This window comes from Edwardsiella ictaluri ATCC 33202, assembly GCF_000264785.1.
GTDB classification, from domain to species: Bacteria; Pseudomonadota; Gammaproteobacteria; order Enterobacterales; family Enterobacteriaceae; genus Edwardsiella; species Edwardsiella ictaluri.
In genome coordinates, this window is record NZ_AFJI01000053.1 from 1 (window position 1) to 26,453 (window position 26,453).

The following is a 26,453-nucleotide window of genomic DNA, read 5'->3' on the forward strand; positions in this document are numbered from 1 at the left end:
CAGGGTTAGGGTCAACAGTGACTTGGCGAGGCCATTGGCAACAATGGTGGCCGGTGCCGCCGTCAGCGTCGATTGTGTTGTATCAGGGTTAGCGCTATCGGGTATAAGCGTTAATGATGCAGTTAAACCAGAGATAATACTATTATTCAATGAAGGTGAGAAAATGACATTCCCTGATTTTGTCCCTTGGATCGTTGCGATGTAATCGCCAGAACTGGCAGGGGACTCAACAGGTGTTGAAATAGTTAACGCGTTAGCCGCACCAGATGCAGAGAATGATAATTTATTCGCAATAGATGTTATAGGGTTACCTATAGCATCCCTCGCTTTGAACGTTAATCTTGCCGTAGATTTGCCGTCGGCGATTATCATCGCTGGATCTACCGTTAGCTGAGATTTGTCAACAGCAATATTGATATTTTCAAAGGAAATATCAATTGATTTGCTTATGCCATTGATCGTTGCTGTAACATTAACCACGCCAGGGATTGTTGATGTGATATCAACACTGGCGATGCCACGGTCATTCGTTATTGACTCTTTAGAAATTGAATCACCGCTGGGGTATTTGATTGAAAACAACACTCTTTGGTTTCTTAATGGGTTGTTATCATCATCAGCGATTACTGCGGCAACATTGATCGCATTAACACCATTGGCCATGGCATTATTATTGCTGATTTGCAAGTCACCGTTAAAGTTTATGTTCGGTGGCAATACATTTACATGTAACTCTTTAGGCTCTGAGATGCTTCCATCGTCACTCTGTGCTACAGCGATTAGCGTATAAGCGTTGCCGCCTTGGGCGCCACTTTTCTGTGTTTTACGGTCGCTACCCTGGTTGATATAAGGAGGTAGTGTAATCGCAAATACGGTTTTATCAATCGCCTTTATTTTTCCGCCTGCTGCAATAAAGTTGGCGGCATTCCATGTTATATCGCTCAATCCAGACTTAGCGGCGACTGTTGCAATAATAGTATGAGACGTGCCGCCAGGTGCATTTATTTCACCATGGCTTAATTTTAAAGAAATAAGCTGCTGTTTACGATACTCCAATACAATGTTGTTGTTACGGTCAACTAAATCATAGCGACTCTTAGATAACAAACGGCTTGCCGCTACATTATCAGGCATTAACTGTGATGACAATGAGTCACTTGGGCGCCAGGTTAACTGTAAGTTAACGGAGGTGTCATGCTTTCCAGCCTGACCAATTTTATGGTCAACCCCAAGGCTTAATAACGGGAACGGTGTCCAGCTAACCCCTGCAGTAATGGCCTTTGGATCTTTTTGTCGGTCATCTTTTCCGAATAGGCCAACTTCATCACCATAATATTGCTCATAAACTAACTTTCCACCTATTTGAGGATAGGCCGGTAACCACCCATTGACACGCATGTCAAAACCATTGGCAGGTCGCTCATCGTAATCATAAAAATCACGAGACTGATGCCAATTATTCATGCGCAGGTATGCATTACTCGCAATACTCAAATAGTCTGTGCGCGCTTCGACGCCAAGGCCTAACCGCCTGTTGTTGCCGGTTATATCATAGTCGAAGAAATTGTTGAGTCCATACATCCAACCATTATAAACATGGCGGACCCCCCAACCTAAGTTAACCGTATTGCGGCTATCTTTGTTTCTACCGCCAGCTTGAATAAACCAAGTATTTTCATCTGTATCATAAATAGGTATTAGCCAATCTAGGCTACTATTCTTCAATGATGCCTTGCTATCAAAACTTAATTGGGACTCTACCGTTCCCCACTGGCTAAGCCATTTTTGAATGGCATTGTTAGCAGCACTAGAGGCCATGGAAGAGGCTACGCCTAATGCTTCTGGTGATTTATTGCTTTCTGACACATTCACAGCTGCTTTTGTTTTATTAGCAGAGTAATTTTCGTTATTATCTACTTTTGTATCTAAGGGTCTATTTTCGAAGCTATAATTATTGCTTGCAGGAATATCAATCTCATCACCGCCGCTTAAATCATAAAATGATTTGTGAAAAGATCGAAACTGATTAAGCTTGTATAGTTTAGATAACGGTATACCCAGCTTTTCAGCGACTGTCTGTGGTGTCTCTCCTTTAGCCAGGATATAAGGTTGGGTTGTAACATTTAAGATGGGGGTTGATGCGGCAATAGCTGATGAAACAGGATAATAGACAGCAATCCCTAATGAAAACATCTGCATGAAAAGACATAAATTAGCCACCCGATGGAGGGGGGTTTTATTTAAAAGAGTGCCAAAAAGCAAATCACTTCGCTTATGTAAAAAATACTTCGATAGTTTATTCATATACGCCCCACTTATTTCTTTTCGGTTTCTCATCGAAATAGGAACTACCGGTATAGGCATCTTTCAGCGTAAGTGTAAAAGATTCCTCTCAACACACCCGTGAAGCTCCAATAACATTGATGGAGATCACAACATAAAGAGTGATCTCTATTAATATTATTGATTTGACGTAAAATATTTTTATAATATTATTGAGTTATGTCTATTTATATTAATGAATGCATGCAGCCCTCAGCGGTTATGGCTGAGGGCTATGTTACCATTCTATATTTTTCACCAAATAATTGATGGAACAAAAACACGTATATTAACAGTAAAAATAACCTTTATTAGGTTGTCGAGGTACACTGCACGTGGCGTGGTTCCGGGATTAAGTCCTTATGCCTAACGAGGCGCCAACAGTGTAACTGCGTTATCAATCCGTAGTAGCTTTGTTAAGCTGGTCGAAAGGTATCCTGCAGAAACATTATTGCGTTCACAGACCTCTCTTCTTGAGTAGCCCAATACTAAATGTTCGTTTAGTGCAGCGATGACCTTCTCGCTATGGATTGAGGATATTTCGACTAATAACCAGAAGCGGTTCTCTGTCATAGTGCCTGGGACAAAATTATCTTTCTTGGTAGACAGGGGTAGGGTACTGTTATCGCTGCCTTCTGTCCTGCTTTTTGTAAACGTATCATTATCCATATAATCAGCCCCCCCATTATTATCAATGTAACTAAATGATAGATCACCCCTAATCCCACTTCTGCCTATTGCCTATCTCAACAGCTGCTCTTCACTTCACCTCGCTCTCAACTGGTGAACATCTTAAGTCACGGCGATTATTCCGCAAAAAGATAATTTCACGATCTTAAGTGTTATATCATCAGTAATAAAAGGGTTATAAATCCAATTGAATTAATAAAGTTAGTATAAAAAACTAAAAACTAAAACAAATACAGTAAAAAAAGAGCGAAAATTATTGCCTTGTTTGTATTTTTTAGATAAAAAAAATTAGACATAAATGTGTCTTTGGTCAAAAAACGTATCATATATTTGCGCAAAAAAAGTAAAATATTGAATTAGTTGGCTAATTATCGCTTTGTGCAAATTGTTATTTATTGGAATTTCTATTGAAAAAAAAATATTTATCGCTGTAGGATAATATCAATACATAAATGTGATATTGCCTACGAGGTGGCTATGTAAGTGAATCAGGAATACTGTTGATATGGAAATGTGCAGAGAGTACTTATGAAAGATATGGGATGGTGCAGTTGTTGTAATTAATTGAATTAAAATCAATTTTTAACGTAGGGTGACTAACTCTGCCGATCTTGAGGAAGGAGAGGTGTATTAATATCTATTGCGGCTTTGTTGAATAAATCGAACTTTCAGGGGGCGGCGGATCTGATCGTTATGGTTGTTTCAACATCAGGTTTCCATGGCAAAGCAAAAGTTTAAAATCACCAACTGGTCAGCCTACCACAACGCGCTCAGACAGCGCGGTTCACTGACGGTCTAAATAACTGATCATAATACCGCTACACTTTAACCAGTCCATGTTTTCCAGCGGGGAATGGGCTGACGGTATCCATAAAATGACGAACCTTTTTTAACAGTTGCCAGATTGAACGGCACTGGTGATTTCGGGTGATTTTCTCATGAAGCGCCTGCCACAACTGTTCGATATGATTGACCCACGGTGAGTAAATCGGCTGGTAAATCACCTTGAACGTTGGGTTTGCTTGCAGCCAGCGCAATGTTTCACGGCTTTTGTGAATGATGTCGTTATCGACAATGAGCGTAATCGTTTTTGCCCGCCGGTATGTCGCCTTTAGATGTTTTAAGGGTTTGATAAATAAGGATGAATATTTACTATTTCCACCAACGTAGCTGACTTTACCCGTACCACTGTGTAGTGCGCCGACAAGAGAGTACTTTTCATTCTGGCCCGGCGTGACGATGCGCTTTTGCTGCCCGCGTAGCTGCCAGTCAGCGCCGATTTTGGGATTGAGGTGGATATCCACTTCATCTTCGTAAAACACAGAGTGTCCTGTGGTACAACTGGCTAACGCCACATTAATCGCTGCCATTTTTTCTTCCTTATTCGGGTCCCTGATACGCAGTGTTGGTGCTGCTCTGCGCCATACCAGTCCGGCTGCAGGTAACCATCGCCGGATGGTTGAAGCATGTAGCGGACAACCCGTGATATCACGGATTTTTATCGCCAGCAGTTCGGTACTCCAGCGGGAACGCTGATAACCAAAATCACCAGGAAAATGCTTAACAAGCTCACGCAGCAATGCGCAAATATGCTCAAACGGCCAGCGCCTCCCACGTCCTGACGGCAATGACTTCAGGCCTTCAGCACCAGACAGTGTGAACCCGTTAATCCAGCGACCAATCGACGAGCGGGCACAGCAGAGCGTTCTGACAACATGACTGACGGTGTCACCACGATGCAGCATCAGCATGGCGGTAAGCCGCCGGGCGTGGTTTTTATCCTTTGTTTTATGGATCGTTTTCTGCGTGAGGTGTCGTTCAGCTCTGGGTATTGGTGCGATGATCGGCATTGCTCAGTCTGGCTGGTGATTTGGGATATTCTGCGATTGATCAGATCGCATAAACCGGACTGAGTTCCCCCTGAGTGATCTACTATTCCGGGCAGTTATTTAGCTTGACGCACCGGCCATCGCGGCGTGGACCGACAGTGCTCAGCCTGAAGGTCGTGGCCGGCCACTTCACTACACCGATATGGCTATTACCACGCTCCTGATGATGAAGTGTGTGTTTAACCTGTCGCTACGTGCATTACAGGGCTTCGTTGACCCGATGTTTAAGCTGATGGGGCTGTCGTTGCATTGCCCGGATGACTCTCCCGTCAGCAGACGGGCAAAACGCGTGAACATCAGCATAAAGACGTCAGCCCGTGGCGTGATCTCGCACCTCGTCATTGACAGTAGCGGTCTGAAAGTCTCCGGCGAAGGTGAATGGAAAGTCCGGCAGCACGGAGCTGACAGGCGCAGAGTGTGGCACAAGCCTCATCTGGCCGCAGACAGTGCGATGCATGAAATTATCTGTGCCGACGTATCACTCAGCGGGACGACAGATACTCAGGCACTGCCGGGACTCATAAACCAGACCCACAGGAAAATCAGGGAAGCCTCAGCAGACGGAGCTTACGATACCCGTTATTGCCATGATGCGTTGCCAGGGAAAAAATCAGGCCACTTATACCGCCACGAAGCGGGGCGCAAGACTGGCCGGACAAGTATCATGAGCGTAACCACGCGGTTGTGAATCAGCACCTGAGCGCCAGCAATGACGTCTGGAAAAAGAAAGTGGGCTACCGTCCGCCGGTGGTAGCCCCCTAGCGGCTTTAACCTGGGCGTTGGCTGGCGCTTTTAAGCCGACGCCGGGGCATGGTGTTCCCCGTTGCAGGGTTAGGTGCAGGGCATTAGGCGGACTTTAATGTCCGCCGGTGCCGCGTGGTAAGGTGCTGAGGTGATCAGCAGTCCAACGCCCATCTGGGCGATGGCCTCAATGCTGTTCAGGTTAATTCCGCCGGCCAGCGACAGGCGGCAGCAGGGGGCCAGCGTGGCCGCCTGCGTCTGGATCTTCGCTATCTGCGCCGGGGTGAACTTATCCAGCTGCAGAATATCGGGCTGTGCGGCCAGCGCTGCCTCGGCTTCCTGCGGGGTATCCACCTCGACGATCAGGCTCTTTTCCGGCGCCTGGCGACGCAGGCGTGTCACCATACCCTGCCAGTCATCGGGCTCTGGCCAGAAACGTCGGTGGTTGGTAAACAGCAGAACGGTTTCAGCGCAGCCGGTGCGGTGCAGAATGGCGCCGCCGTCGAGCACCGCCTGCATGGCCGCCAGCCGGGTGCCAGGGATCGACTTGCGGGTACAGGCTATCTGCCCTTCTGGCTGGTAGCGGCGCAGGATATCTACCATACGGGCTGCGCAGTCACTGACCCCGCAGCTCCACTCCAGCAGATTCTGGCTGGCTTTCCAGCCCTGATGCAGTGCGACGGCGCTGCCGCGGGCCTGCAGCAGCAGGGCGCCGGGCACGACCCGATCGCCGTCGCGCACGGCAGCGATGGTCTCCAGCCCCAGTCTGGCCAGCATGCGGCAGGTGAGGGCGATGGCGCTGACGCAGCCCCCCTGGCGGTGGTAAAAATGCATCTCACCGTGCCGTTCACCGATCCCCAGGGCGCGGGTGGTGATATCGCCCCCCTGGATATCCTCCTGCAGCCAGGCGTCCAGCTGGCTGTCGCTGATAAAAATCATTCCCGATCCTCCGTTAATGGCTGCGGTTGCCAGGCGATCAGCGCCCAGTCACGTCGTGCTCCGGCCGGTGCGCGTCCCCGCTGCCGGCAGTGATGATAATAGGCCTCCAGCGCCTGACGCTCCTGCAGGCTGACCTCGCCCAGGGCCAGCGCGATGGCATCGGCAAACTGCGCTGCCGTCGCCGCGTGCTGTTGGCAGGCGGGGGTGCCGATAAAGCTCACGCTGGCGTGGATCCCCATCTGGTAGAGAATATTGACGGCATAGATATAGTTGGGTAGCTCGCGGATCGGGCGGCCGATGGCCTGTAGGATCTGTGGATCAACGAAGCTGCTGCTGACCGGGTGGGTGGTGTAGACCCACTGGCGGGCGTGTCGATTAAGCTTGGCCAGCGCCGGGCGCAGGTCGTCGACCAGGGTCGAGCGTGAGGCGACGACGACGTCGCAGCGGGGAATATCGTCCCAAGGCTCCTCCCAGGCGCGCTGTATCAGTGTGACGTTATCCAGGTTTAGGTGGCCGGCGCGCAGGGCAGCGACCGCCAGCATACCCTTGCTGTAGTCCAGACCATAGGCCTGGCGCAGGCGTGGCGCCGTCGCCAGACAGACGCTGCCGGGGCCGCACCCGACGTCCAGCAGGGTCTGTGCCCGGCTCAGATCCATCGCCGCCGTTAGCTGCTGCAAGTAGGGATCCTGAGGTACGGCGCAGGTGACTGACATGGCTTGCGCCCGGCGATCCCAGTGCGCCGGTGGTTTGGCGGTGCGCTGTGCCTGCGTCAGCTGCTGGCGGTACAGCGCGGCGAAGTCTATTTCATCGATCAGCATAACCCATCTCCTTGGCGATGTGTCTGCGCCAGTGCGGTCGCCTGGGGCAGAGGCCATCATCGCTATATATTTATATAATTAAAAGAGGCGAACGTGACGTCAAGCACCGCGTGATACTGATGTTCTCAGTAGGATACTACGCGATTTTTATCCGCCGTCGGTAGCTGATGCGGGACAGAAGGGCATTGGTACCGGGGTGTAGCACCTGTCGACAAAATAAAAAAGGGCGGAGGGGATAGTGGATAGTCAATAATGCGCCATGCACCACGGAAAATTTAGCAATCAGCCAAATCGGACATTAGCTAATAAATAAATATACCGCTTAATACGTTATTTATTGTATAACGGATAGGTAGGGTTTATGTCGCAGGGGTTGATACGCAAGCGGTATTCAGCGTTATATTCTCCGATGACGTCTTGAATGATTACCCGTCCGCACCGGACTGATTCTGCCACCCTCTGGGCGTCGGTGGCGGGTGGAATGGTGCGGATGGGTAAACTTTCCCGGTACGAGCCTGCCCTTATTTACGTTGTGCCTTGGAGAGCATCCACTGCCATTTTTGTTCGCGGTTGAGCTCATCGGGGGGGACGCGGATGGCCATGCGTGCGACGGCCTCGGCTTCCACGGCCTGCTGCTCTGCGTTGGCGCCTTCGCTATCCGTGTTGATGGCGTTGCTGATCCGCGCGGCGATCAGCTCATCGATGTGGGTGACCTGGATCAGGCGCTGGCACTGACAGCCGCGGCCCTCTAGCTGATTGGGGACCGTTTTGGTTTGACAGGTAATCTCCTCCACACCGGATAAAATATAGGAGACGGTGTTGATGGCTTTGCAGGGAGAAAGGTCGAACTGTTGGGCTATCTCGCGGGCGCTGACCCAACGCTGCTGTTGCATCACCCAGCGTGCAACAGACAGATATAAAGGTTCCTGAGCATATTCTCTACGCATATTTCCACCCATTTAACCAGAATGATTAATACAATTAACAGGATTCTGTAACCTGTCGTGCAATATTCGAGAGGCATCCTGACAGCATCGCTGACGTCTGTGCATACAGGCTATGGATATATTTGAATATACCCAACGGCTGCGTCTAATCACAATAAATTTTTATATCTTTTTGATAAAAATGTTGCCGCGGTGCCGTTGTTAAAACAATGTTTTACTTTGGTTTAGCTTAAGTGATCGACCATATTCTATATCACGCAGAGAATTAACATGATTTCATCATGGATGGGGTGAATATGATCGAGAATATTATTGTCGATGTCATTTTATTACATTTTCTGATGTCCGCCGTTGCGCGGTTCTCTCGTGTGACGTGATGGTAATCCTATTATTTATAATGGTTTTTTCTGCTTATGGCGTAGCTCACAGAACCCATTTCTGTATATCATAAAATATCAGTTAATCGGTTGGGAGAACGGTATGCAACAGAAGAATAAAGTAAATGTTCCTGAGCGTATTTCTGATGAAATGAAGCGTGTTATGCAATTTCAGCAGCAGAATACAACGGATGAACAGATTTGCTTAGATTATTCGTCGATGCGTCAGGCCTATATTCAGGAACGGCAGTATTGGAATCAGGGCGGCGTCGAAATGGCCCGCTGTGAGCAGGTCAGCGTGGAGACGCCCCGCGGCCCGGTTGCGACGCGTATCTATTTTCCGCGTCATCCGGCGCAGGCGGTGCTGTTCTATCTGCACGGCGGCGGATTTATTGTGGGTAATCTGGATACCCACGATCGCATTATGCGTCTGCTGGCCGACTACAGCCGCTGCGCGGTGATCGGTATAGATTACAGCCTGTCGCCGGAGGCGCGCTTCCCGCAGGCTATCGAGGAGAGCGTCGCCGTCTGTGACTTCTTTCATCGCCGCGCCGGTGAGTACGGGCTGCCGATGGCGCGGATTGGCTTTGCCGGCGACTCCGCCGGGGCCATGCTGGCGATGGCGACGGTGCTGTGGATGCGCGATCGCGGGATCGACTGCGGCGAGGTGCGCGGGGTGCTGCTCTACTACGGTCTGTATGGTCTGCGGGATTCGGCCAGCCGTCGTCTGTACGGCGGCGTTTGGGATGGGCTCACCCAGGCGGATCTGTTGAGCTATGAGCAGGCCTATCTGCCGGATGCGGCGTCGCGGGAGTCGCCCTATTACTGTCTGTTTAACAACGATCTCACCCATGACATTCCCCCCTGCTTTATCGCCGGGGCGCAGTTCGATCCGCTGTTGGACGACAGCGTGGCGCTGTACCAGACGCTGCGCGAACACCGCCAGCCCTGCAGCTACCACATGTATCCCGGCGTGATGCACGCCTTTCTGCACTACTCCCGCATGATGGAGAGCGCCGACCGGGCCCTGCGCGACGGCGCTGACTATTTTTACCGTCAGCTTCAGATTGCCTGATGCGCAGCGGGTAGCCCTGGGGCTACCCGCCGATTCGTGGCCGACCTGCCCGCCCACAGGGCGGGACGGCGTTAAAACAGTTTCATCCGGCTGGTTTGCTCCAGTGACAGTCCGCGGGTCTCCGGCGCCATCATCACCGAGATCAGCAGACCGAACAGCGAAATGCCGGCGCCAGCCAGCATGGTGGCGGAGATCCCGTGCTGCTGCATGAACAGCGGCAGGGCGTAGGTTGAGACCACGGTGCCGATGCGGCTCAGTGACATGGCGGCGCCGACCGCCGAGGCGCGGATCGCCGTGGGAAACAGTTCATTGGGATAGAGCCACTGCAGGATCCCCGGGCCGCCGGAGAAGAAGGCGTACAGGGCGAAGGCGCTGACGATCAGCAGGATCCCGGGCTGATCGACCAGCCCCAGCATCAGCAGCGACAGGGTCATGATGGCGAAACTGCCGATCAGCAGCGGACGGCGGCCAACGCTGTTGAGCCAGTACATGGCCGGCAGGCAGCCGAGCATGAAGAACAGGCTGATCACCACGTTGCCCAGCACCGCCTCCCGCCCCTGCTCCAGCCCCAGCAGGGTGACGATCTGCGGGCCAAAGGTGTAGATGGCGAACATGGGGATCACCTGACAGGTCCAGATGGCGGCGACGAACAGGATCGAGGAGAGATGACGGCGGCTGAAGATATCGCGGTAGCGGGTCTCTTGCGGAGCTTCGTCGTCAAAGGTCACAGGCTGGCCGAACAGCTTGATCATCAGCGCGCGGCATTCTGCGTGGCGCCCCTTGCGGATCAGCCAGCGCGGCGATTCCGGCAGCTCGACCCGGCCCAGTAAGATGATGATGCAGGGAACGATCGCACTGCCCAGCATCCAGCGCCAGCCGTTTTCCACATCGTACAGCAGATAGCCCACCAGATCGGCGGTGGTGGCGCCGATATACCACATGGCGGCGATAAACCCCATGGTGAAGGCGCGCTGTTTGGTGGAGGAGAATTCGGCGATCATCGAGGTGGCGATGGGGTAGTCGGCACCGATAACGATGCCGATCAGAAAGCGTAGGATCACCAGCTCCAGCGGCGAGGTGACAAACATGGTGGCGGCAGAGATCACGCCGATGGCGATGATGTCGATCAGAAACATCAGGCGGCGCCCAACCCGATCAGCCACATAGCCGAACAGCGAGGTGCCGATAAACAGCCCGACCAGCGTGGCGGCGCCGACCATCCCTATCCAGTTGGCGTCCAGTTGCAGCAAGGGGGTCAGCTGTTCGAGGGCGATGCCGATAATCACCAGAACATAGCCATCGAGGAACGGGCCTCCGCTCCCCCACAGCATGATCTTGCGGTGCACCGGTGTAAAACGGATGTCATCGAATCTTTTATGCTGTTCCATAATCCCGGTATCTGTAAGAGTGGCGATGCAAGCCCCGCGACAGGCGGGGCGTCGGCAGGTGGCTGATTATTGTGATACGGCGGACAGGGTGCGCTGTTTCCGTCGGAGGGTCAGCCATAGCGGTATTCGACGCCGAAGGTGCCGCGTGGGTAGTTCCACTGCGCCAGGACGTCATCGACGCCCAGGATGCGGCAGGTGCCGCACTCGAGACAGCCGGCGTAGTCGAACTGAATCGTGCCGTCGTCCTGTAGCTTGTACAGTCCCGCCGGGCAGGCCAGGGTCAAGGTGTGGAACGCCGCCATGTTCGGGTGTTCGCGGATGATGATATGCGGATGACCCTCATCGACATGGAACTTATTGATGCCCAGTTTGACATCGACGTTAACCGGTTCGCTCATAGTGCTGTCACTCCTTTAATGCCGTCTTTGAGCAGATTCAGGTAGCCGACCTGCTTACAGTGCTGCAGCAGGGTCTTACGCAGCGGCTGCGGCGGGCGTCCGTCGACGGTGAACAGTGCAGACATGATGTCGGCGGCCAGCTGTGGGTATTGGGTGAACATGCGCGGGTTATCCATCATCTGCGGTACCTTGCGGTAGTGGCGCAGCTCTTTCATCACCGGCAGGCTCTCCAGCAGACGCGGATACTCGGCCAGTCCGGCGGCGCTGAAGTCGCTCTTTTCGCGGGCGGCCAGTACGGCGTGCGCCGCAGCTTCACCGGAGGCAATGGCCAGATCCATTCCGCGAATGGTAAAGCCCAGGTTAAGGCACATGCCTGCCGCATCGCCGGCCAGCAGTACGCCGTCGGCCACCAGCTTAGGCTGCATGTTGATGCCGGCTTCCGGTACTACGTGGGCGGCGTACTCGACGGTTTTACCGCCCTCGATCAGCGGCTGCACCGTCGGGTGCCGCTTAAAGTCTTCCAGCATCTGTGGGATAGATTTCCCCGCCTGCTCAATGTGGTGCAGACCGCAGACGATCCCCAGCGACAGGGAGTCGCCGTTGGTGTAGAGGAAACCACCGCCCATCAGGCCATCGGAGGGGGTGCCGGCGAACAGCCAGGCGGTGCCGTCGTTCCCCTGCAGGGCAAAACGCGCCTCCAGCAGCTCGCGCGGCAGTTCGATCAGCTCTTTGACCCCCACGGCGACGTTTTTGGCCTCGACCCGCGGTTGCACCATGCCGATCTGTTCGGCCAGCAGGGCGTTAACCCCTTCGGCCAGGATCACCACATTGGCCTCCAGCTCGTCGCCGTCGGCCTCTACGCCGACGACACGGCCATCGCGCTGGATCAGACGATCGACACGGATGCCGGGGATAAACTGGGCGCCGGCCGCTTCGGCCTGCTCCATCAGCCAGGTATCAAATTTACCGCGCAGTACCGAATAGGAGGCCGTCTCAGCCACCCCGTCGCGGGCGTTGTGGTAGTCCAGGGTGACGGCGCTGTCGGCGGTGAGAAAGGAGATCTTCTCGTGGGTAATACGGCGCTCAACCGGCGCCTGCCCGGCAAATCCGGGAATGATGCGCTCCAGAGTGTGGGCATACAGCCGACCGCCGGTGACGTTTTTGGCGCCGGCGTAGTTGCCGCGCTCAATCACCAGCACGTTGGCTCCGGCGCGCGCCAGAACCAGCGCGGCTACGCAACCGGCCAGACCGGCGCCGACAATAATTGCGTCAAATGCATCTTCAGACATGGTGTCTCCAGTGGCAGATAATGCGGCCGGCGCCGGTGTGACGGCACCGGCCATACGGCTAGCGTTTCAGGGCTTCGGTCAGGGCGGGGACGATTTTTACCAGATCGCCGACGATGCCGTAGTCGGCATACTGGAAGATCGGGGCATTTTTATCCTTGTTGATCGCCATGATGGTCTGTGCGCCGTTGGCGCCGACCATGTGCTGGATCTGTCCTGAGATCCCCAGGGCCAGATACAGATCTGGCTTGATCATGATGCCGGAGATCCCGACATAGCGTTCACGATCCATCCACTTCTCGTTTTCTGCCACCGGGCGTGAGCAGCCCAGTTCGGCACCGATGCTATCGCTGAAGGCTTGCGCCAGCGTGATGTTCTGCTGGTTGCCGATGCCGCGCCCGACGCTGACAACCCTGCGCGCCTTGCCCAGATCGACGTTTTCACCCTGCTTGGCGCGGCGGGATAGGCAGATGACGGGCTGTGCAGGCGCCACAAAGGCCAGCTCGCTGGCGCTGCCGCTGCGTGCGGCGTCTTCGGCGGCGGCGGCAAAGGCGCCACTGGCCAGGGTGATGACTGCGTAAGGAGTATCGATGCGCTCTTTACCCAGCGCCAGGCCGCCGTACACCATGTGGGTGGCGATGGGCTGACCCGCCTCCAGGGTCACTTCGCTGGCGTCGTTGACCACACCGCCCTGCAGTCGGGCACCGAGGCGGGCGGCCAGCGCTTTGCCGCGGCGGCTGGCTGGCAGCAGCACCAGCGACCGTTCGCCGTGGGCGCGGATGGCCTGCACCAGGGTATCCGCGTAATCTTCGATGATACGCTCGGCAGGCAGGACGCCGAGATCATGCACGGCGTCGGCACCGAGGCGGAAGGCCAGCGCCGCCTGGGCATCGCCCAGCACTACGGCCTGCACGTTGTCACCCAGCGCGCGTGCGCCGCCCATCAGCTCTGCCAGACGTGATTCGCTGTCGCTGAATATCCATACGGTTGCATATTTGCTCATGTTGTTCCCCATTAACGCACGATTTTGCGTAGATATTCTGCAAACTCGGCGATTTGTTCTTCGCCGTCCCCTTCGATGATCACCCGCGCACGCGCCTTCTGCTGCGGCGCCTGAACGCTGAGCAGGGTGGTATAGGCGAGGGCGTCGCCGACGTCCAGATCGTCGCAAGACCAGGTCTGCGCCGGTTTTTTGGCGGCACCGAGGATGGCCTTCATGGACGGGATCTGCGGGGCATTGATATCGGTGGAGACGGCAATGACCGCCGGCAGGGGCAGGGTGAGGGTTTCTATTTCATCTTCCAGGGTGCGTTCGATCTCGATCTGGCCATCGGAGAGGCTAAGGATACGGCTGACGCCGTTGATCGCCGGGACGGAGAGCGCATCGCCCAGCAGCAGACTAACCTGCTGTGCATACAGATCCGCCGAACCGTCGCCGCACAGGATCAGGTCAAAGCCATTTTTGCGCGCGGCAGCAGCCAGCAAAGAGGCCGTCTGGTGCGGCAGGCTGTTTTCCAGCCCTGCCGCCGAGACGGCGATCAGCTCGTCCGGACCGCGGGACAGCACATCCTTGCGCGCCTTGGCGTTGGTCAGGGCGTCGCCGCCGACGCTCATGGCGACGATATGAATATCGCTGTTCTGCTGTTTTAAGGCATTAGCCGCTTCGATCGCATTCAGATCGAATTGGCTGATTTTGGCATCCGCCTTACTGAGGTTCAGGGAGCCATCACTGTTGACCGTGATATCCTGCTCCTCGGGGATGAGTTTATAACATGCGATAATTTTCATCACTTCTCCGATAGGCAATATAAAATTTAGGTGTAGCAAAACTGTCCTGAATCAGGCTATACACAAGGAGGAAAATTAAATTGTGTTTTTGGTAATACGCTTGTTAAAAATGATTCACCTGGTCTATAAATAAATTAACCGCCAATAAAACTCGCATAATTTAATATTTCCTCATCTCGCATCCTTGCGCTGAAATCATTCTGACGCCAATAGAAATACCATGATTCACAATGCCAAAATAATACATGGATCACCAATATTGAAGGTGTTACATCGTGTTTGCATCGCGACAAGCATCCTCGGCTTGTTTGTAACTTGTTGTTTTTATTTTATTTTTTTAGCGCGTCGTGATGGTGGGTGCGTCGTCTCTGGCATCGGCGGCGCGAGAGCGGAGAAATTGTTTGATTAAGATCACGGATTATTGAACGGTCAAATTTCATTATAATTACACATTAATCATGCATCCTTGCTTATCCCACGGGATAAGATTGATGGATAAGTGTCATTATTGTAATTTTGTTATTAATTTATTTTTTATTTCAATTGATATAGCGACTCATGTCGCGCCAACGTATGTTTTACATACGCTGACGTGGCTTATTCAGAACCTTTACACTTAACGTGATCATGGAGAGGTATGCCTTTCCATGAGGGAAGATACGTAAATGAAGACTGAAAATAGCAGCCGGAAAACAGGGATAGAGCCCAAAGTCTTTTTCCCGTCTTTGATTATTGTTGCGTTACTTTGCTACCTGACCATTCGCGATTTGGATGCCTCCAACGCGGTGATTAACTCGGTATTTAACTACATCACCTATTCATGGGGTTGGGCCTTCGAGTGGTACATGGTGGTGATGCTGGGCGGGTGGTTCTGGCTGATCTTTGGCCCCTTTGCCCAACGCCGTCTGGGGGATGAGGCGCCGGAGTTCAGCACTGTCAGCTGGATCTTCATGATGTTCGCCTCCTGTACCTCTGCGGCGGTCCTGTTCTGGGGCTCCATCGAAATTTATTACTATGTCGCCACGCCGCCGTTTGGCCTGACGCCGTTCTCCAACACCGCCAAAGAGATGGGGCTGGCCTATAGCCTGTTCCACTGGGGGCCGCTGCCGTGGGCGACCTACAGCTTCCTGGCCGTGGCCTTTGGTTACTTCCTGTTCGTGCGCAAAATCAGCGTAGTCCGCCCCAGTGGCACCCTGGTCGCGCTGATGGGCGAGAAGCGCTGCAACGGCCTGTTCGGCGTGGTGGTCGATAACCTGTATCTGGTTGCGTTGATCCTGGCGATGGGGACCAGTCTGGGGCTGGCGACACCGCTGGTGACCGAATGTATCCAGTATCTGTTCGGCGTGCCGCATACGCTGGAGCTGGATGCGCTGATCATCTGCTGCTGGATCGTCTTTAACGCCGTGTGCGTCGCCTTTGGCCTGCAGAAAGGGGTCAAGGTGGCCAGCGACGTGCGTAACTACCTGAGTATCATCGTTCTGGCGTGGGTCCTGATCATCGGTGCCACCAGCTTCACCGTTAACTACTTCACCGACTCCGTCGGGGTGCTGCTGATGAACGTCGGCCGGATGCTGTTCTACACCGATGCCGTCGGCAAGAGCGGCTTCCCGCAGGCCTGGACCGTGTTCTACTGGGCATGGTGGATCGTGTACGGCATCCAGATGTGTATCTTCCTGGCCCGTATCTCCAAAGGCCGTACCGTGCGTCAGCTGTGCCTGGGGATGGTCGGCGGTCTGACGGCGTCGACCTGGCTGCTGTGGACCATTCTGGGCAGCAACACCCTCTCTCTGATGAACAACAGCGTGGTCGATCTGCCGAAGACCATCGAAACCCACGGCGTGGCCCGCGCCATCATTGAAACCTGGGCCGCGCTGCCACTGAGTACGGCAACCATGTGGGCGTTCTTCATCCTGTGCTTTATCGCCACCGTGACCCTGATTAACGCCTGCTCCTACACCCTGGCGATGTCGACCTGTAAAGAGGCCAGCGGCTATCAGGAACCGCCGATCTGGGTGCGCGTAGGCTGGTCCATTCTGGTGGGGATCATCGGCATCATCCTGTTGGCTCTGGGCGGACTGAAGCCGATTCAGACGGCGATCATCGCCGGCGGCTGCCCGCTGTTCTTTGTCAACATATTGATAACCATATCGTTCTTGAAAGATGCCAAGTCCACGTACTGGAAATATTAACCCGTTAATTTGCCAAACAAGAGGTCTGACACATGGATTTTACACTGACTGACGAGCAGGAGCTGTTCGTTGCCGGGATTCGCGATCTGATGGCGCAGGAGAACTGGGAAGCCTACTTTGCCGAGTGCGATCGCAACAGCGAATACCCTGAGCGTTTTGTTAAGGCACTGGCGGATATGGGCATCGACTCACTGCTGCTGCCGGAGGAGCAGGGCGGACTGGACGCCGGGTTTGTCACCCTGGCCGCGGTCTGGATGGAGCTGGGCCGTCTGGGGGCGCCGACCTATGTGCTGTACCAGCTGCCGGGCGGGTTTAACACCGTCTTGCGCGAGGGCACCGCAGAGCAGATCGACCGCATCATGGCCTTCCGCGGTACCGGCAAGCAAATGTGGAACTCTGCGATCACCGAGCCGGGCGCTGGCTCCGACGTGGGCAGCCTGCAGACCACCTATACGCGCAAGAACGGCAAGGTCTACCTCAACGGCAGCAAGTGCTTTATCACCAGCAGCGCCTATACCCCGTATCTGGTGGTGATGGCGCGCGACGGCGCCTCGCCGGAGAAAGCGGTCTACTCCGAGTGGTTTGTCGATATGAGCCTGCCGGGCATCAAGGTCAACAAGCTGGAGAAGCTGGGCCTGCGCATGGACAGCTGCTGTGAGGTGGTATTCGACAACGTCGAGCTGGAGGAGAAGGATCTGTTCGGGCGCGAAGGCAACGGCTTCAACCGGGTGAAAGAGGAGTTCGATCATGAACGCTTCCTGGTGGCGCTGACCAACTATGGCACCGCGCTGTGCGCCTTTGAGGACGCCGCGCGCTACGCCAATCAGCGCGTGCAGTTCGGCGAAACCATCGGCCGCTTCCAGTTGATCCAGGAGAAGTTCGCCCACATGGCGATCAAGCTGAACTCCATGAAGAACATGCTGCTGGAGTCTGCCTGGAAGAGCGACAACGGCTTGATGACCTCCGGCGATGCGGCGATGTGTAAATACTTCTGCGCCAACGCCGCCTTCGAGGTCGTGGATACCGCGATGCAAGTCCTGGGTGGAGTAGGGATCGCCGGCGATCACCGCATCACCCGCTTCTGGCGCGATCTGCGCGTGGACCGCGTTTCCGGCGGCTCCGACGAGATGCAGATCCTGACCCTGGGCCGCGCGGTGCTGAAGCAGTATCGCTAAGGGCCGCAGACGGCCGCCGCGGCGACCGTCTGTCTGCCATGACACCCGGGATCAGCCTGTATGCCCGGCCCCGGGTCCGCTGATTTTTTTAAGAAGGATCACGTTATGTCTGACCGTCTGTCCATGCCCAAGTTTGGCCCGCTCTCCGGCCTGCGCGTCGTGTTTTCCGGCATCGAGATCGCCGGTCCCTTTGCCGGACAAATGTTTGCCGAATGGGGCGCCGAAGTTATCTGGATCGAAAACGTCGCTTACGGGGATACGATCCGGGTACAGCCCAACTATCCCCAGCTGTCGCGACGTAACCTGCACGCGCTGTCGCTGAATATTTTTAAGGATGAGGGACGCGAAGCCTTCCTGCGCCTGATGGAGACCACCGATATTTTCATCGAGGCCAGCAAGGGCCCGGCCTTCGCCCGCCGCGGCATCACCGACGAGGTGCTGTGGGAGCGCAATAAAAAACTGGTGATCGCTCACCTGTCCGGCTTTGGCCAGTACGGCACGCCGGAGTACACCAACCTGGCCGCCTATAACACCATCGCCCAGGCGTTCAGTGGCTATCTAATCCAGAACGGCGATAAAGATCAGCCGATGCCGGCCTTCCCATATACCGCCGACTACTTCTCTGGCATGACGGTGACCACCGCTGCCTTGGCCGCCCTGCACAAGGCACAGCAGACCGGCGTGGGCGAGAGCATCGATGTCGCCATGTATGAAGTGATGCTGCGCATGGGGCAGTACTTCATGATGGACTACTTCAACGGCGGCGAAATGTGTCCGCGCATGACCAAAGGCAAGGACCCCTACTACGCCGGCTGCGGCCTGTATCGGTGCAGCGACGGCTATATCGTGATGGAGCTGGTGGGGATCACCCAGATCCGTGAGATGTTCAACGATATCGGCCTGGCGCATCTGCTGGATACGCCGGAGGTGCCGGAGGGCACCCAGCTTATCCACCGCATCGAATGCCCGCACGGCGAGCTGGTCGAGGAGAAACTGGACGCCTGGCTGGCGCAGCACACCATCGCCGAGGTGCAGGCCCGCTTTGCCGGGCTGAAGATCGCCTGCGCCAAGGTGCTGAACGTGGATGAGCTGGAAAGCAACCCGCAGTACGTGGCACGCGAGTCGATCACCACCTGGAAGGCCGTTGATGGGCACACCTGTAAAGGCCCCAACGTGATGCCGAAGTTTAAACATCACCCGGGGCAGATTTGGCGCGGCATGCCGGAGCATGGCATGGATACCGCGGCGATCCTGCACAGCATCGGTTATGACCAGATGGCGATCGACGCCCTGGTGGCGAAAGGGCTGGCCAAGACCGGTCAGTAAGGCCGTACTGCCGTTGTCTGCGTCGGGGGGCAACGGCATGGCACCATTAAACGGCGGTAGAGCATGGACATGATAGGGGAACGCCATCTGCGCCAGGCGTGGGACGATCTGGCGGCGATGCACGGCGGGAAAACGGCGCTGATCGTCGAAAATCTGCGGGGTGAGGCCAGCAGCTACAGCTACGCCCGGCTGAACGAGGAGATCAATCGCACGGCCAACCTGTTTCTGACCCTGGGGATCGAAAAGGGTGACCGGGTGGCGCTGCACCTGAACAACTGCGCCGAGTTTATCTTCTGCTGGTTTGGCCTGGCCAAGATCGGCGCCGTCGTGGTGCCGGTTAACGCCAACCTGCTGCATGACGAGTGCGCGTTTATCATCCGCCAGTGCGCCGTCCGGCTGGTGGTGACCACGGGCGCCGCCGCGCCCGTCTATGCATCGCTGTGCCGCGAGGCGGACGTACCGCTGCAGGGGATTCTGCTGATCGATGCCGGGGTGTCCCCCGCGGTGGACACCGATGTCATGAAGGATTTTCAGCGTCTGAAGGCTCAGCAGCCGGTGCAGCTATTACATGCGCCGACGCTCAGCGCGCTGGATACCGCCGAGATCCTGTTTACCTCCGGAACCACCTCTGCACCGAAGGGGGTGGTGATCACCCACTACAATCTGCTGTTCGCCGGCTATTACACCGCCTGGCAGTGCGCACTGCGCGCCGATGATGTCTACCTGACGCCGATGCCCGCCTACCACATTGATTGCCAGTGCACCGTCGCCATGGCCGCCTTTAGCGTCGGGGCGACGCTGGTGCTGCTGGAAAAGTACAGCGCTCGCGCTTTCTGGGGGCAGGTCTGCAAGTACCGCGCCACGCTGACGGAGTGTATCCCGCTGATGATCAAAACCCTGATGATGCAGCCGACGATGCCGTGGGAGCGCAGCCACTGCCTGCGCGAGGTGCTGTTTTATCTCAATCTCCCGACGGAGGAGAAAGAGGCCTTTCTGCAGCGCTTCGGCGTCCGTCTGCTGACCTCCTACGGCATGACGGAGACCATCGTCGGCCTGATTGGCGACCGGCCGGGCGACAAGCGGCGCTGGCCCTCTATTGGCCGGGTGGGCATGGGCTATGAGGCGGAGATCCGCAGTGCCGACGGCCATCCGTTGGCCGTCGGCGAGACCGGCGAGCTGTGGGTGCGCGGGGTTCCCGGCAAGACGTTGTTTAAGGAGTATTACGCTCTGCCGCAGGAGACGGCACGCGTGCTGACGTCTGACGGCTGGCTGCGCACCGGCGACTACGCCTACTGCGATGACGAGGGCTACTTCTACTTTGTCGAGCGTAGCTGCAACATGATCAAACGTTGCGGGGAGAATATCTCCTGCGTGGAGATTGAGAATATTCTGGCGACCCATCCTCAAATTATGGATGTGGCGGTGGTCGGTCTGAAAGACTCTATCCGTGATGAGGCGATCAAGGCAGTCGTAGTGCTGAATCCCGGCGAACAGCTGAGCGAAGAGGCGTTCTTTGCCTTTTGCACCGCCCGGATGGCCAAGTTTAAGGTGCCCTCTTTTTTGGAGATCCGCGACAGCCTGCCGCGCAGCTGCTCGGGGAAAGTGATCAAAAAAAGTTTATGTTAATCCGCACCGGGGGCCGGCGTACGCCGCCAGCCCTGTGGCTACGCGCCGGTGCGATCACCCTGTTGAATCGGAATGGAGTATGAGGATGAGCGAGTCATTACAGATAGCGCGCAACGGTGGAGTTCTGGAAATTACGCTGAACCGCCCCAAGGCCAATGCCATCGATGCCAAGACCAGTCTGGCCATGGGGGAGGCGTTTATCGCTTTCCGCGACGATCCGACGCTGCGGGTCGCCATCATTACCGGCGCCGGCGGACGCTTTTTCTCCGCCGGCTGGGATCTGAAGGCGGCGGCGGAGGGCGAGGCGCCGGATGCCGACTTTGGCCCGGGCGGCTTTGCCGGCTTGACGGAGCTGTTCAACCTGGATAAGCCGGTGATTGCCGCGGTCAACGGCTACGCCTTTGGCGGCGGCTTTGAGCTGGCGCTGGCGGCAGACATGATCGTCTGCGCCGACAATGCCTGTTTCGCCCTGCCGGAAGCCAGGCTGGGGATCGTCCCGGACAGCGGCGGCATGCTGCGTCTGCCCAAGTGCATTCCGCCGGCGATCGCCAACGAGATGATGATGAGCGGGCGCCGTATGGAGGCCGAAGAGGCGTTGCGCTGGGGGATCGTCAATCAGGTGGTTCCGGGCGATCGGCTGATGGAGACGGCGCGGGCGCTGGCCCAGCAGGTGGCGGAGAGCGCACCGCTGGCGCTGGCAGCGCTGAAGGAGATTGTCCGCGCCACCGCAGAGCTGTCCGTCGAGGAGGGCTATCGCCTGATCCGCAGCGGCGCCCTGAAGCACTATCCGGCCGTGCTGCATTCGGAGGATGCGCTGGAGGGGCCACAGGCCTTTGCCGAAAAACGCGAGCCGGTCTGGAAGGGGCGCTGAGCGCCGTGAAGTGACTGTGTGGCTGAGACCGTAGACGGAGGGCTTTTCCCCTCCGTCTTTTTTTGGGCATCGGTGAAGGGAGTACGGGCATATTCCGCACTGATCTACCTATAGAACACCCTGTACTTGCCCACCAGGCGCTGATCTTGCCGGGCGTAGAGCCCCTCTGCGTGGCGGCGGGAAAGGTAAGCCCACCTCCGGAAGAAATAACCCATAGCCGTCTCTTTTTTCATCTTGGGAAAAATGGAACTTTGTTAATTCAATATTTATTGAATTAAATACTTTCGGGAGAAAATAATTAGGCTAAAAATATAGTTCATATATTTTAATTCCTCCAGCCATCCTGCTAATGTATTTACTTAAATGAAATGCGTCTTTATCTAACGGTATCGCATTGAACCGCAAAATATCTATTTATTGGTGGGTAAACCGATGACATTGCAGTGCGCCAGATAAGCGATAATGATGGGGTGGCCAGCGGCGTCACTGTTGTGATGACGATGTTTGCTACTTGTATCGTTTGACCACTTTTTCTCCGCTTAACCGCACGTCTCGGCAGAGACCTTTACATCTTTATTTTTGGTAATGTGATTAATCCCAAAATTTACGCCATTACTTAGCATAAGGACATATAAAAATAAGAAATTAAAACTATATGAGCATTATATTCGCCAGTATGGAACTGCGGCCTGACGGGATGGCCAAGGATGACAATCGCACGATGAGGGGTTATGGATATGATCGGCAATGCCACGCTGAGGGAGGTGTGGCAGGCGCGGGCGCGCCATCAGGGTGCGCAGTGTGCGCTGGTGTATGAGGATTTGGCCGGTGATACGCGGGAGTATAGCTATCGCCAGATGTACGATGAAATCATTAAGACGGCTAACCTGTTCCTTTCGCTGGAGGTGCGCAAGGGCGATCGGGTTGCGCTGCAGATGCGTAACTGCCCCGAGTTTCTGTTCTGCTGGTTTGGTCTGGCCTGCATTGGCGCTGTCGCCGTACCGGTCAATACCGGCTATACCGAACAGGAGTGCGACTATCTGCTCGGCCGCTGCGGCGTCAGCCTGCTGGTCTGCCAGGCGGCGTTTTTACCGCTGTACCGGCGCCTGTCCCATCCCTTGCGTCAGCGGGTGATCCTGCGCGAGGGCGAGGGCGAGACGACGGGGACGATCGATTTTCAGCGTGCCTGTGCCGCCCAGCCGTGCCAGCTGCGGGCTCTGGTGCCGCTCTGCGCGGACGATGTGGCGGAGATCCTGTTTACCTCAGGTACCACCTCCTGCCCCAAGGGGGTCGAACTGACCCACGCCAATCTGCTGTTCGGCGGCCACTACACCGCCTGGCAGGGGCAGATGACGGCCCGCGATCGCTACCTGAGCTGTATGCCCAACTTTCATATCGACTTTCAGTGCAGCGCGGCGATGCCGATGCTGATGACCGGCGGTACGCTGATCCTGCTGGAAAAGTACAGCGCACGCCGTTTCTGGCGTCAGGTTTGCCTGCACCGCGCCACCCTTAGCCACGCCATGCCGCTGATCGTGCGCACCCTGATGCTGCAGCCGCCGCGTGCCTGGGAGCGCAACCACTGTCTGCGCGATCTGTTTTTCTACCTCAACATCACCGACGCCGAGAAGCAAACCTTTGAGCGGCGCTTTGGCGTGCGTCTGTTTAACTCTTACGGTATGACGGAGACGGTGGTGGGGGCGATCGGTGATACGCCGGGGCAGGAGCGGCGCTACCCCTCGATTGGGCGTCCCGGCATGGGATACCAGGCGCGGATCGTCGATGCGCAGGGCAATCCGCTGCCGCCGGGGCAGATTGGGGAGATCTGTATCCGCGGCGTCGCCGGACGCAGCCTGTTTAAAGGCTATTATGACGATCCGGCGGCAACCGCCCGCCTGCTGCGCGGAGATGGCTGGCTGTACAGCGGCGATACCGGCTATTGCGATGAGGAGGGATGGTTCTACTTTGTCGATCGGGCGGTCAATCTGATCAAGCGGTCGGGAGAGAATGTGGCCTCCAGCGAGGTGGAGGGGGTACTGGAAACCCACCCGGCGGTGTCAGAGGCGGCGGTTATCGGCGTGGCCGATCCGCTGCGCGATCAGGCGGTGAAGGCGATAGTGCAGTTGACGCCGGGCGCCGAGGTGCGCCCCGAGACGCTGATCGCCCACTGCGCGGCGCATCTGGCCGCGTTTAAGGTTCCCACGCTGCTGGAGTTCGTGGCGGAGTTTCCACGCACCTGTTCCGGCAAGGTGGATAAGAAGCGGCTGCGGCTGTGCGGCGGCTGAGGACGATGGTGCAGGAGGAGAGATATGCCACCGGGAGTGCAGAGCGCCCGCCGTCAGGCAGACGGCGATGAAGAGGAACGCGCTGCGGACGGCACGGTGCAGAGGCTGCTGGATCTGCGCTACGCCATCTGTCCGGCGTGCCGGCAGCGGATCCGCACCCGGCTACACAGCGTGCTGAGCCGCTGTCATACCTGGTGCCCGTTTTGCCGTAAAAACGTACCGCTATGCAATGGGGGCTGAGCCTCCTACAGGTGGTTATAGGCGGTTTCGACCTTGAGCATGTAGCGCGGCGCCTGTGGCGCCGGATGATGGCTGCGGACGTGCCAGTGAAAGGCTGCCGGCGTCAGGCTGTTGATCATGGCGATGGCGGTCTGACGGTTGGCTGAGAAGGTGCGCAGCAGGGCTCCGGCACCGTTGACGTAGGCCACCTCGGTGGCATAACGGCGGGTCAGGGGATCGTTTATCCAGTAGAGCTGCTGGTTTTGCAGCGCGCTGAGGTAGGCAGCGCCCAGTCGGATATTGGTGGCTGGATCGTACAGGTCGTCGCTGTCCGGACAGCCGTGCCTGCCCTGGTAGCGATAGGCGTCGCAGCCGGCGCCGTCCGCCTTGATCTGCATCAGGCCGATGGCGTTGGAGGGGCTGACGGCGCTGGGATTATAGCTGGATTCGACCTGGATTATCGCCTTGATAAGCTTGGGATCCAGATTGTACTGGGCCGCTGCCGCGTAGATGATGCCGTCATAGGCATGGGAATTATAGCTGGCTGTCGGGCGGTGGTGGCTGGAGCAGCCGGCCATCAGCAGCAATAGCAGGCTGCCGCAAAGAAAATATGTGCGCTGTGAGGTCTGAGTCATGAGGCTGTGTTCCGCAATTGTACGCGTCATGCGGGGTCGACGCCCGCCGGTCAGGCCGTTTGTCGCTGGCGCCGGCCGATAAGAGCCCGCGCACAGCGTGAACGGAGGCGGGATTGCCTGACATTTTCACGTATCATCCGCCGTGGCCTGTTCTCCCTGTTACCGGGCGCCGGGCGGGGAGCTCGGTGGACCGGACAGGACGATCATAGCGTTAATGTTGCAGCAGATCACGGCACGAATTGTAACTTTACTCAACGGCACTCAGGGTGATGCGGTCGTAGCCGCGCCAGCGGTAGTTGAGCAGCGACAGCAGCCAGAACAGGATAAAGCCGCCGATAACCCAGAAGCCGGCGTTGCCCATCCTGTCATTAAGGCTGCCTATCATCTGCCAGAAGCCTCCCTGCAACTGCAGGCTATCAGCCATCAGCCCCAGTGCCTCCAGGCCACCGATGATCAGCGCGACGGCGACCGAGGCGGCGGTGATGGTCATGTTGTAGTACAGCTTGCGGATCGGGTGGGAAAAGGCCCAGCCGTAGGCCCCGACCATCACAAAGTTATCCAACGAATCCACCAGCGCCATACCGGCGGTAAACAGCGCCGGGAATACCATCAGCGACCACAGGGAGAGCCCGTGGGTCGCGGCAGAGGCTGAGATCCCCAGCAGGCCGACTTCGGTGGCGGTGTCAAACCCGAGGCCGAACAGGAATCCCACCAGGTACATGTGCCAGCTGCGGGTAACCAGGCGGAAGGTGCGGTGGAACAGGCGGGTCATCAGGCCGCCGGGTAGCCCATCGTCCCACGGTGCCTCGCCCACCGATGCGCCGTGGCGGGTGAGACGACGGAACTGGCGCCAGACGCTCAGCAGGATCAGCAGGTTCAGCAGCCCCATCGCCAGCAGGAACAGCGCAGAGACTGCGGTACCGATCAGCCCGCCGTACTGGTGCAGGGCATCGATGCGATCGCGAAACGCCATCGACGTCAGTACGATGGCCAGACAGGCCAGAATCACAATGGTGGAGTGGCCCAGGGAGAAGAAGGCGCCGACGCCGAGCGGTTTTTTCCCCTGCTGCATCAGCTTACGTGTGACGGCATCGATGGCGGCAATATGGTCGGCGTCCACCGCGTGGCGCAGGCCAAAGCCATAGGCCAGCAGCGCTGCGCTCATCATGACGGCGTGCTGGCGAAAGACGCAAAAGGCCCAGATCCAGGCGGCGAGGTTGGCCGCGATCAGCAGGGCCAGCAGTGCCAGCCCCCGTTGTTTGTCCGAATACCCTTTCATTTGCTGTGTTCTCCCGTAGAGGCGCCGATGGCGTCGATTTGGTGAGGGGCAGGCGGTGGGGAATGCTCGCAGACCGTCCGTTACGGGAAGGGAATGTATGATCTTTTGATAAAATTGTCATACATATAAACGTATGAGTTTGTTACAGATGATGTGATAAATGTTACGTCACCGACGGCCTGCGGTAAGC

The 26,453-nt window shown here is 56.3% G+C and carries 21 protein-coding genes and 1 pseudogene; 9 read left to right on the top strand and 13 right to left on the bottom strand.

Going from position 1 to position 26,453, the window contains the following annotated elements:
• The 3 genes from EIEH_RS07035 to EIEH_RS07040 form a co-directional block, all read right to left on the bottom strand.
• On the bottom strand, window positions 1-2,304 hold a 2,304-nt coding region (locus EIEH_RS07035), incomplete at its 3' end, for an inverse autotransporter beta domain-containing protein (RefSeq protein ID WP_193352019.1).
• A gap of 384 nt (window positions 2,305-2,688) precedes the next feature.
• Window positions 2,689-2,991, bottom strand: a complete 303-nt coding sequence (locus EIEH_RS17525; protein ID WP_071525704.1) for a PapB/FocB family fimbrial expression transcriptional regulator — start codon at window positions 2,989-2,991, stop codon at window positions 2,689-2,691.
• Window positions 2,992-3,830: 839 nt separating this feature from the next.
• Window positions 3,831-4,862, bottom strand: coding sequence for an IS630 family transposase (locus tag EIEH_RS07040; protein ID WP_015872222.1), 1,032 nt, complete (start codon window positions 4,860-4,862; stop codon window positions 3,831-3,833).
• 103 nt (window positions 4,863-4,965) lie between these two features.
• Here EIEH_RS07040 and EIEH_RS07045 point away from each other — a divergent pair.
• A pseudogene (locus EIEH_RS07045) lies at window positions 4,966-5,657 on the top strand (IS5 family transposase); the annotation flags it as partial.
• 75 nt (window positions 5,658-5,732) lie between these two features.
• On the opposite strand, the gene modD reads toward EIEH_RS07045, so the two are convergent.
• The 3 genes from modD to caiF all read right to left on the bottom strand — a co-directional run bounded on the left by modD (window position 5,733) and on the right by caiF (window position 8,346).
• Window positions 5,733-6,581, bottom strand: coding sequence for a ModD protein (gene modD / locus EIEH_RS07050; protein WP_015872219.1), 849 nt, complete (start codon window positions 6,579-6,581; stop codon window positions 5,733-5,735).
• Window positions 6,578-7,399 (bottom strand): class I SAM-dependent methyltransferase, encoded by an 822-nt coding sequence (locus tag EIEH_RS07055; RefSeq protein ID WP_015872218.1) that lies wholly within the window; start codon window positions 7,397-7,399, stop codon window positions 6,578-6,580. Before EIEH_RS07055 ends, modD begins: the two co-directional genes overlap by 4 nt.
• 521 nt (window positions 7,400-7,920) lie before the next feature.
• Window positions 7,921-8,346 (bottom strand): carnitine metabolism transcriptional regulator CaiF, encoded by a 426-nt coding sequence (gene caiF / locus EIEH_RS07060; protein ID WP_035609124.1) that lies wholly within the window; start codon window positions 8,344-8,346, stop codon window positions 7,921-7,923.
• A gap of 480 nt (window positions 8,347-8,826) precedes the next feature.
• Here caiF and aes point away from each other — a divergent pair, with 480 nt between their 5' ends.
• On the top strand, window positions 8,827-9,798 hold the full coding sequence (aes, locus tag EIEH_RS07065) for an acetyl esterase (protein WP_015872215.1): 972 nt from the start codon (window positions 8,827-8,829) through the stop codon (window positions 9,796-9,798).
• 71 nt (window positions 9,799-9,869) lie between these two features.
• Here the strand turns inward: aes and EIEH_RS07070 are convergent, their stop codons facing one another.
• The 5 genes from EIEH_RS07070 to fixA all read right to left on the bottom strand — a co-directional run bounded on the left by EIEH_RS07070 (window position 9,870) and on the right by fixA (window position 14,658).
• Window positions 9,870-11,186, bottom strand: a complete 1,317-nt coding sequence (locus tag EIEH_RS07070; protein ID WP_015872214.1) for an MFS transporter — start codon at window positions 11,184-11,186, stop codon at window positions 9,870-9,872.
• A gap of 110 nt (window positions 11,187-11,296) precedes the next feature.
• Window positions 11,297-11,584: a ferredoxin family protein gene (locus EIEH_RS07075; RefSeq protein ID WP_015872213.1), complete on the bottom strand. Its 288-nt coding sequence runs from the start codon at window positions 11,582-11,584 to the stop codon at window positions 11,297-11,299.
• Window positions 11,581-12,873 carry an FAD-dependent oxidoreductase FixC gene (gene fixC / locus EIEH_RS07080; protein WP_015872212.1) on the bottom strand — a complete coding sequence of 431 codons (1,293 nt, stop codon included), beginning with the start codon at window positions 12,871-12,873 and terminating at the stop codon, window positions 11,581-11,583. The genes EIEH_RS07075 and fixC overlap by 4 nt, the downstream gene beginning before the upstream one ends.
• Before the next feature lie 58 nt (window positions 12,874-12,931).
• A complete protein-coding gene (locus EIEH_RS07085; RefSeq protein ID WP_015872211.1) occupies window positions 12,932-13,873 on the bottom strand; it encodes an FAD-binding protein in 942 nt (313 codons plus the stop codon).
• Window positions 13,874-13,884: 11 nt separating this feature from the next.
• The gene (gene fixA / locus EIEH_RS07090; protein ID WP_015872210.1) at window positions 13,885-14,658 is read right to left on the bottom strand and encodes a putative electron transfer flavoprotein FixA; all 774 of its coding nucleotides are present in this window, start codon (window positions 14,656-14,658) and stop codon (window positions 13,885-13,887) included.
• A 665-nt stretch (window positions 14,659-15,323) separates the two neighbouring features.
• Between fixA and caiT the strand changes: the two genes are divergently transcribed.
• The 7 genes from caiT to EIEH_RS07125 all read left to right on the top strand — a co-directional run bounded on the left by caiT (window position 15,324) and on the right by EIEH_RS07125 (window position 24,370).
• Complete coding sequence (caiT, locus tag EIEH_RS07095) at window positions 15,324-16,847, top strand: L-carnitine/gamma-butyrobetaine antiporter (RefSeq protein WP_015872207.1); 1,524 nt, start codon at window positions 15,324-15,326, stop codon at window positions 16,845-16,847.
• Window positions 16,848-16,879: 32 nt separating this feature from the next.
• The gene (gene caiA, locus EIEH_RS07100) at window positions 16,880-18,022 is read left to right on the top strand and encodes a crotonobetainyl-CoA dehydrogenase (protein WP_015872206.1); all 1,143 of its coding nucleotides are present in this window, start codon (window positions 16,880-16,882) and stop codon (window positions 18,020-18,022) included.
• Between the two features lie 105 nt (window positions 18,023-18,127).
• Window positions 18,128-19,348, top strand: coding sequence for an L-carnitine CoA-transferase (caiB, locus tag EIEH_RS07105; RefSeq protein WP_015872205.1), 1,221 nt, complete (start codon window positions 18,128-18,130; stop codon window positions 19,346-19,348).
• A 63-nt stretch (window positions 19,349-19,411) separates the two neighbouring features.
• A complete protein-coding gene (gene caiC / locus EIEH_RS07110) occupies window positions 19,412-20,974 on the top strand; it encodes a crotonobetaine/carnitine-CoA ligase (protein WP_015872204.1) in 1,563 nt (520 codons plus the stop codon).
• Between the two features lie 85 nt (window positions 20,975-21,059).
• Window positions 21,060-21,845 (top strand): crotonobetainyl-CoA hydratase, encoded by a 786-nt coding sequence (caiD, locus tag EIEH_RS07115; RefSeq protein WP_015872203.1) that lies wholly within the window; start codon window positions 21,060-21,062, stop codon window positions 21,843-21,845.
• Window positions 21,846-22,576: 731 nt separating this feature from the next.
• Window positions 22,577-24,130, top strand: a complete 1,554-nt coding sequence (gene caiC, locus EIEH_RS07120) for a crotonobetaine/carnitine-CoA ligase (RefSeq protein WP_015872202.1) — start codon at window positions 22,577-22,579, stop codon at window positions 24,128-24,130.
• A 24-nt stretch (window positions 24,131-24,154) separates the two neighbouring features.
• The gene (locus tag EIEH_RS07125) at window positions 24,155-24,370 is read left to right on the top strand and encodes a hypothetical protein (protein WP_015872201.1); all 216 of its coding nucleotides are present in this window, start codon (window positions 24,155-24,157) and stop codon (window positions 24,368-24,370) included.
• A gap of 5 nt (window positions 24,371-24,375) precedes the next feature.
• On the opposite strand, the gene EIEH_RS07130 is transcribed toward EIEH_RS07125, so the two are convergent.
• Together EIEH_RS07130 and EIEH_RS07135 are read right to left on the bottom strand one after the other, a co-directional pair.
• Window positions 24,376-24,984: a transglycosylase SLT domain-containing protein gene (locus tag EIEH_RS07130; protein ID WP_015872200.1), complete on the bottom strand. Its 609-nt coding sequence runs from the start codon at window positions 24,982-24,984 to the stop codon at window positions 24,376-24,378.
• 247 nt (window positions 24,985-25,231) lie between these two features.
• Window positions 25,232-26,263, bottom strand: a complete 1,032-nt coding sequence (locus EIEH_RS07135; RefSeq protein ID WP_015872199.1) for a HoxN/HupN/NixA family nickel/cobalt transporter — start codon at window positions 26,261-26,263, stop codon at window positions 25,232-25,234.
• Between the last annotated feature and the right edge of the window lie 190 nt (window positions 26,264-26,453).

Excerpts from the sequence above, each read along its gene's own strand:
- EIEH_RS07055 (WP_015872218.1), bottom strand. The coding sequence starts at position 7,399 with ATGCTGATCGATGAAATAGACTTCGCCGCGCTGTACCGCCAGCAGCTG.
- modD (WP_015872219.1), bottom strand. The coding sequence starts at position 6,581 with ATGATTTTTATCAGCGACAGCCAGCTGGACGCCTGGCTGCAGGAGGAT.
- caiD (WP_015872203.1), top strand. The coding sequence starts at position 21,060 with ATGAGCGAGTCATTACAGATAGCGCGCAACGGTGGAGTTCTGGAAATT.
- EIEH_RS07070 (WP_015872214.1), bottom strand. The coding sequence starts at position 11,186 with ATGGAACAGCATAAAAGATTCGATGACATCCGTTTTACACCGGTGCAC.
- EIEH_RS07075 (WP_015872213.1), bottom strand. The coding sequence starts at position 11,584 with ATGAGCGAACCGGTTAACGTCGATGTCAAACTGGGCATCAATAAGTTC.
- caiA (WP_015872206.1), top strand. The coding sequence starts at position 16,880 with ATGGATTTTACACTGACTGACGAGCAGGAGCTGTTCGTTGCCGGGATT.
- caiC (WP_015872204.1), top strand. The coding sequence starts at position 19,412 with ATGGACATGATAGGGGAACGCCATCTGCGCCAGGCGTGGGACGATCTG.
- caiC (WP_015872202.1), top strand. The coding sequence starts at position 22,577 with ATGGATATGATCGGCAATGCCACGCTGAGGGAGGTGTGGCAGGCGCGG.
- EIEH_RS07040 (WP_015872222.1), bottom strand. The coding sequence starts at position 4,862 with ATGCCGATCATCGCACCAATACCCAGAGCTGAACGACACCTCACGCAG.
- caiF (WP_035609124.1), bottom strand. The coding sequence starts at position 8,346 with ATGCGTAGAGAATATGCTCAGGAACCTTTATATCTGTCTGTTGCACGC.
- EIEH_RS07085 (WP_015872211.1), bottom strand. The coding sequence starts at position 13,873 with ATGAGCAAATATGCAACCGTATGGATATTCAGCGACAGCGAATCACGT.
- aes (WP_015872215.1), top strand. The coding sequence starts at position 8,827 with ATGCAACAGAAGAATAAAGTAAATGTTCCTGAGCGTATTTCTGATGAA.
- EIEH_RS17525 (WP_071525704.1), bottom strand. The coding sequence starts at position 2,991 with ATGGATAATGATACGTTTACAAAAAGCAGGACAGAAGGCAGCGATAAC.
- fixC (WP_015872212.1), bottom strand. The coding sequence starts at position 12,873 with ATGTCTGAAGATGCATTTGACGCAATTATTGTCGGCGCCGGTCTGGCC.
- caiB (WP_015872205.1), top strand. The coding sequence starts at position 18,128 with ATGTCTGACCGTCTGTCCATGCCCAAGTTTGGCCCGCTCTCCGGCCTG.
- EIEH_RS07135 (WP_015872199.1), bottom strand. The coding sequence starts at position 26,263 with ATGAAAGGGTATTCGGACAAACAACGGGGGCTGGCACTGCTGGCCCTG.
- EIEH_RS07130 (WP_015872200.1), bottom strand. The coding sequence starts at position 24,984 with ATGACTCAGACCTCACAGCGCACATATTTTCTTTGCGGCAGCCTGCTA.
- caiT (WP_015872207.1), top strand. The coding sequence starts at position 15,324 with ATGAAGACTGAAAATAGCAGCCGGAAAACAGGGATAGAGCCCAAAGTC.
- EIEH_RS07125 (WP_015872201.1), top strand. The coding sequence starts at position 24,155 with ATGCCACCGGGAGTGCAGAGCGCCCGCCGTCAGGCAGACGGCGATGAA.
- fixA (WP_015872210.1), bottom strand. The coding sequence starts at position 14,658 with ATGAAAATTATCGCATGTTATAAACTCATCCCCGAGGAGCAGGATATC.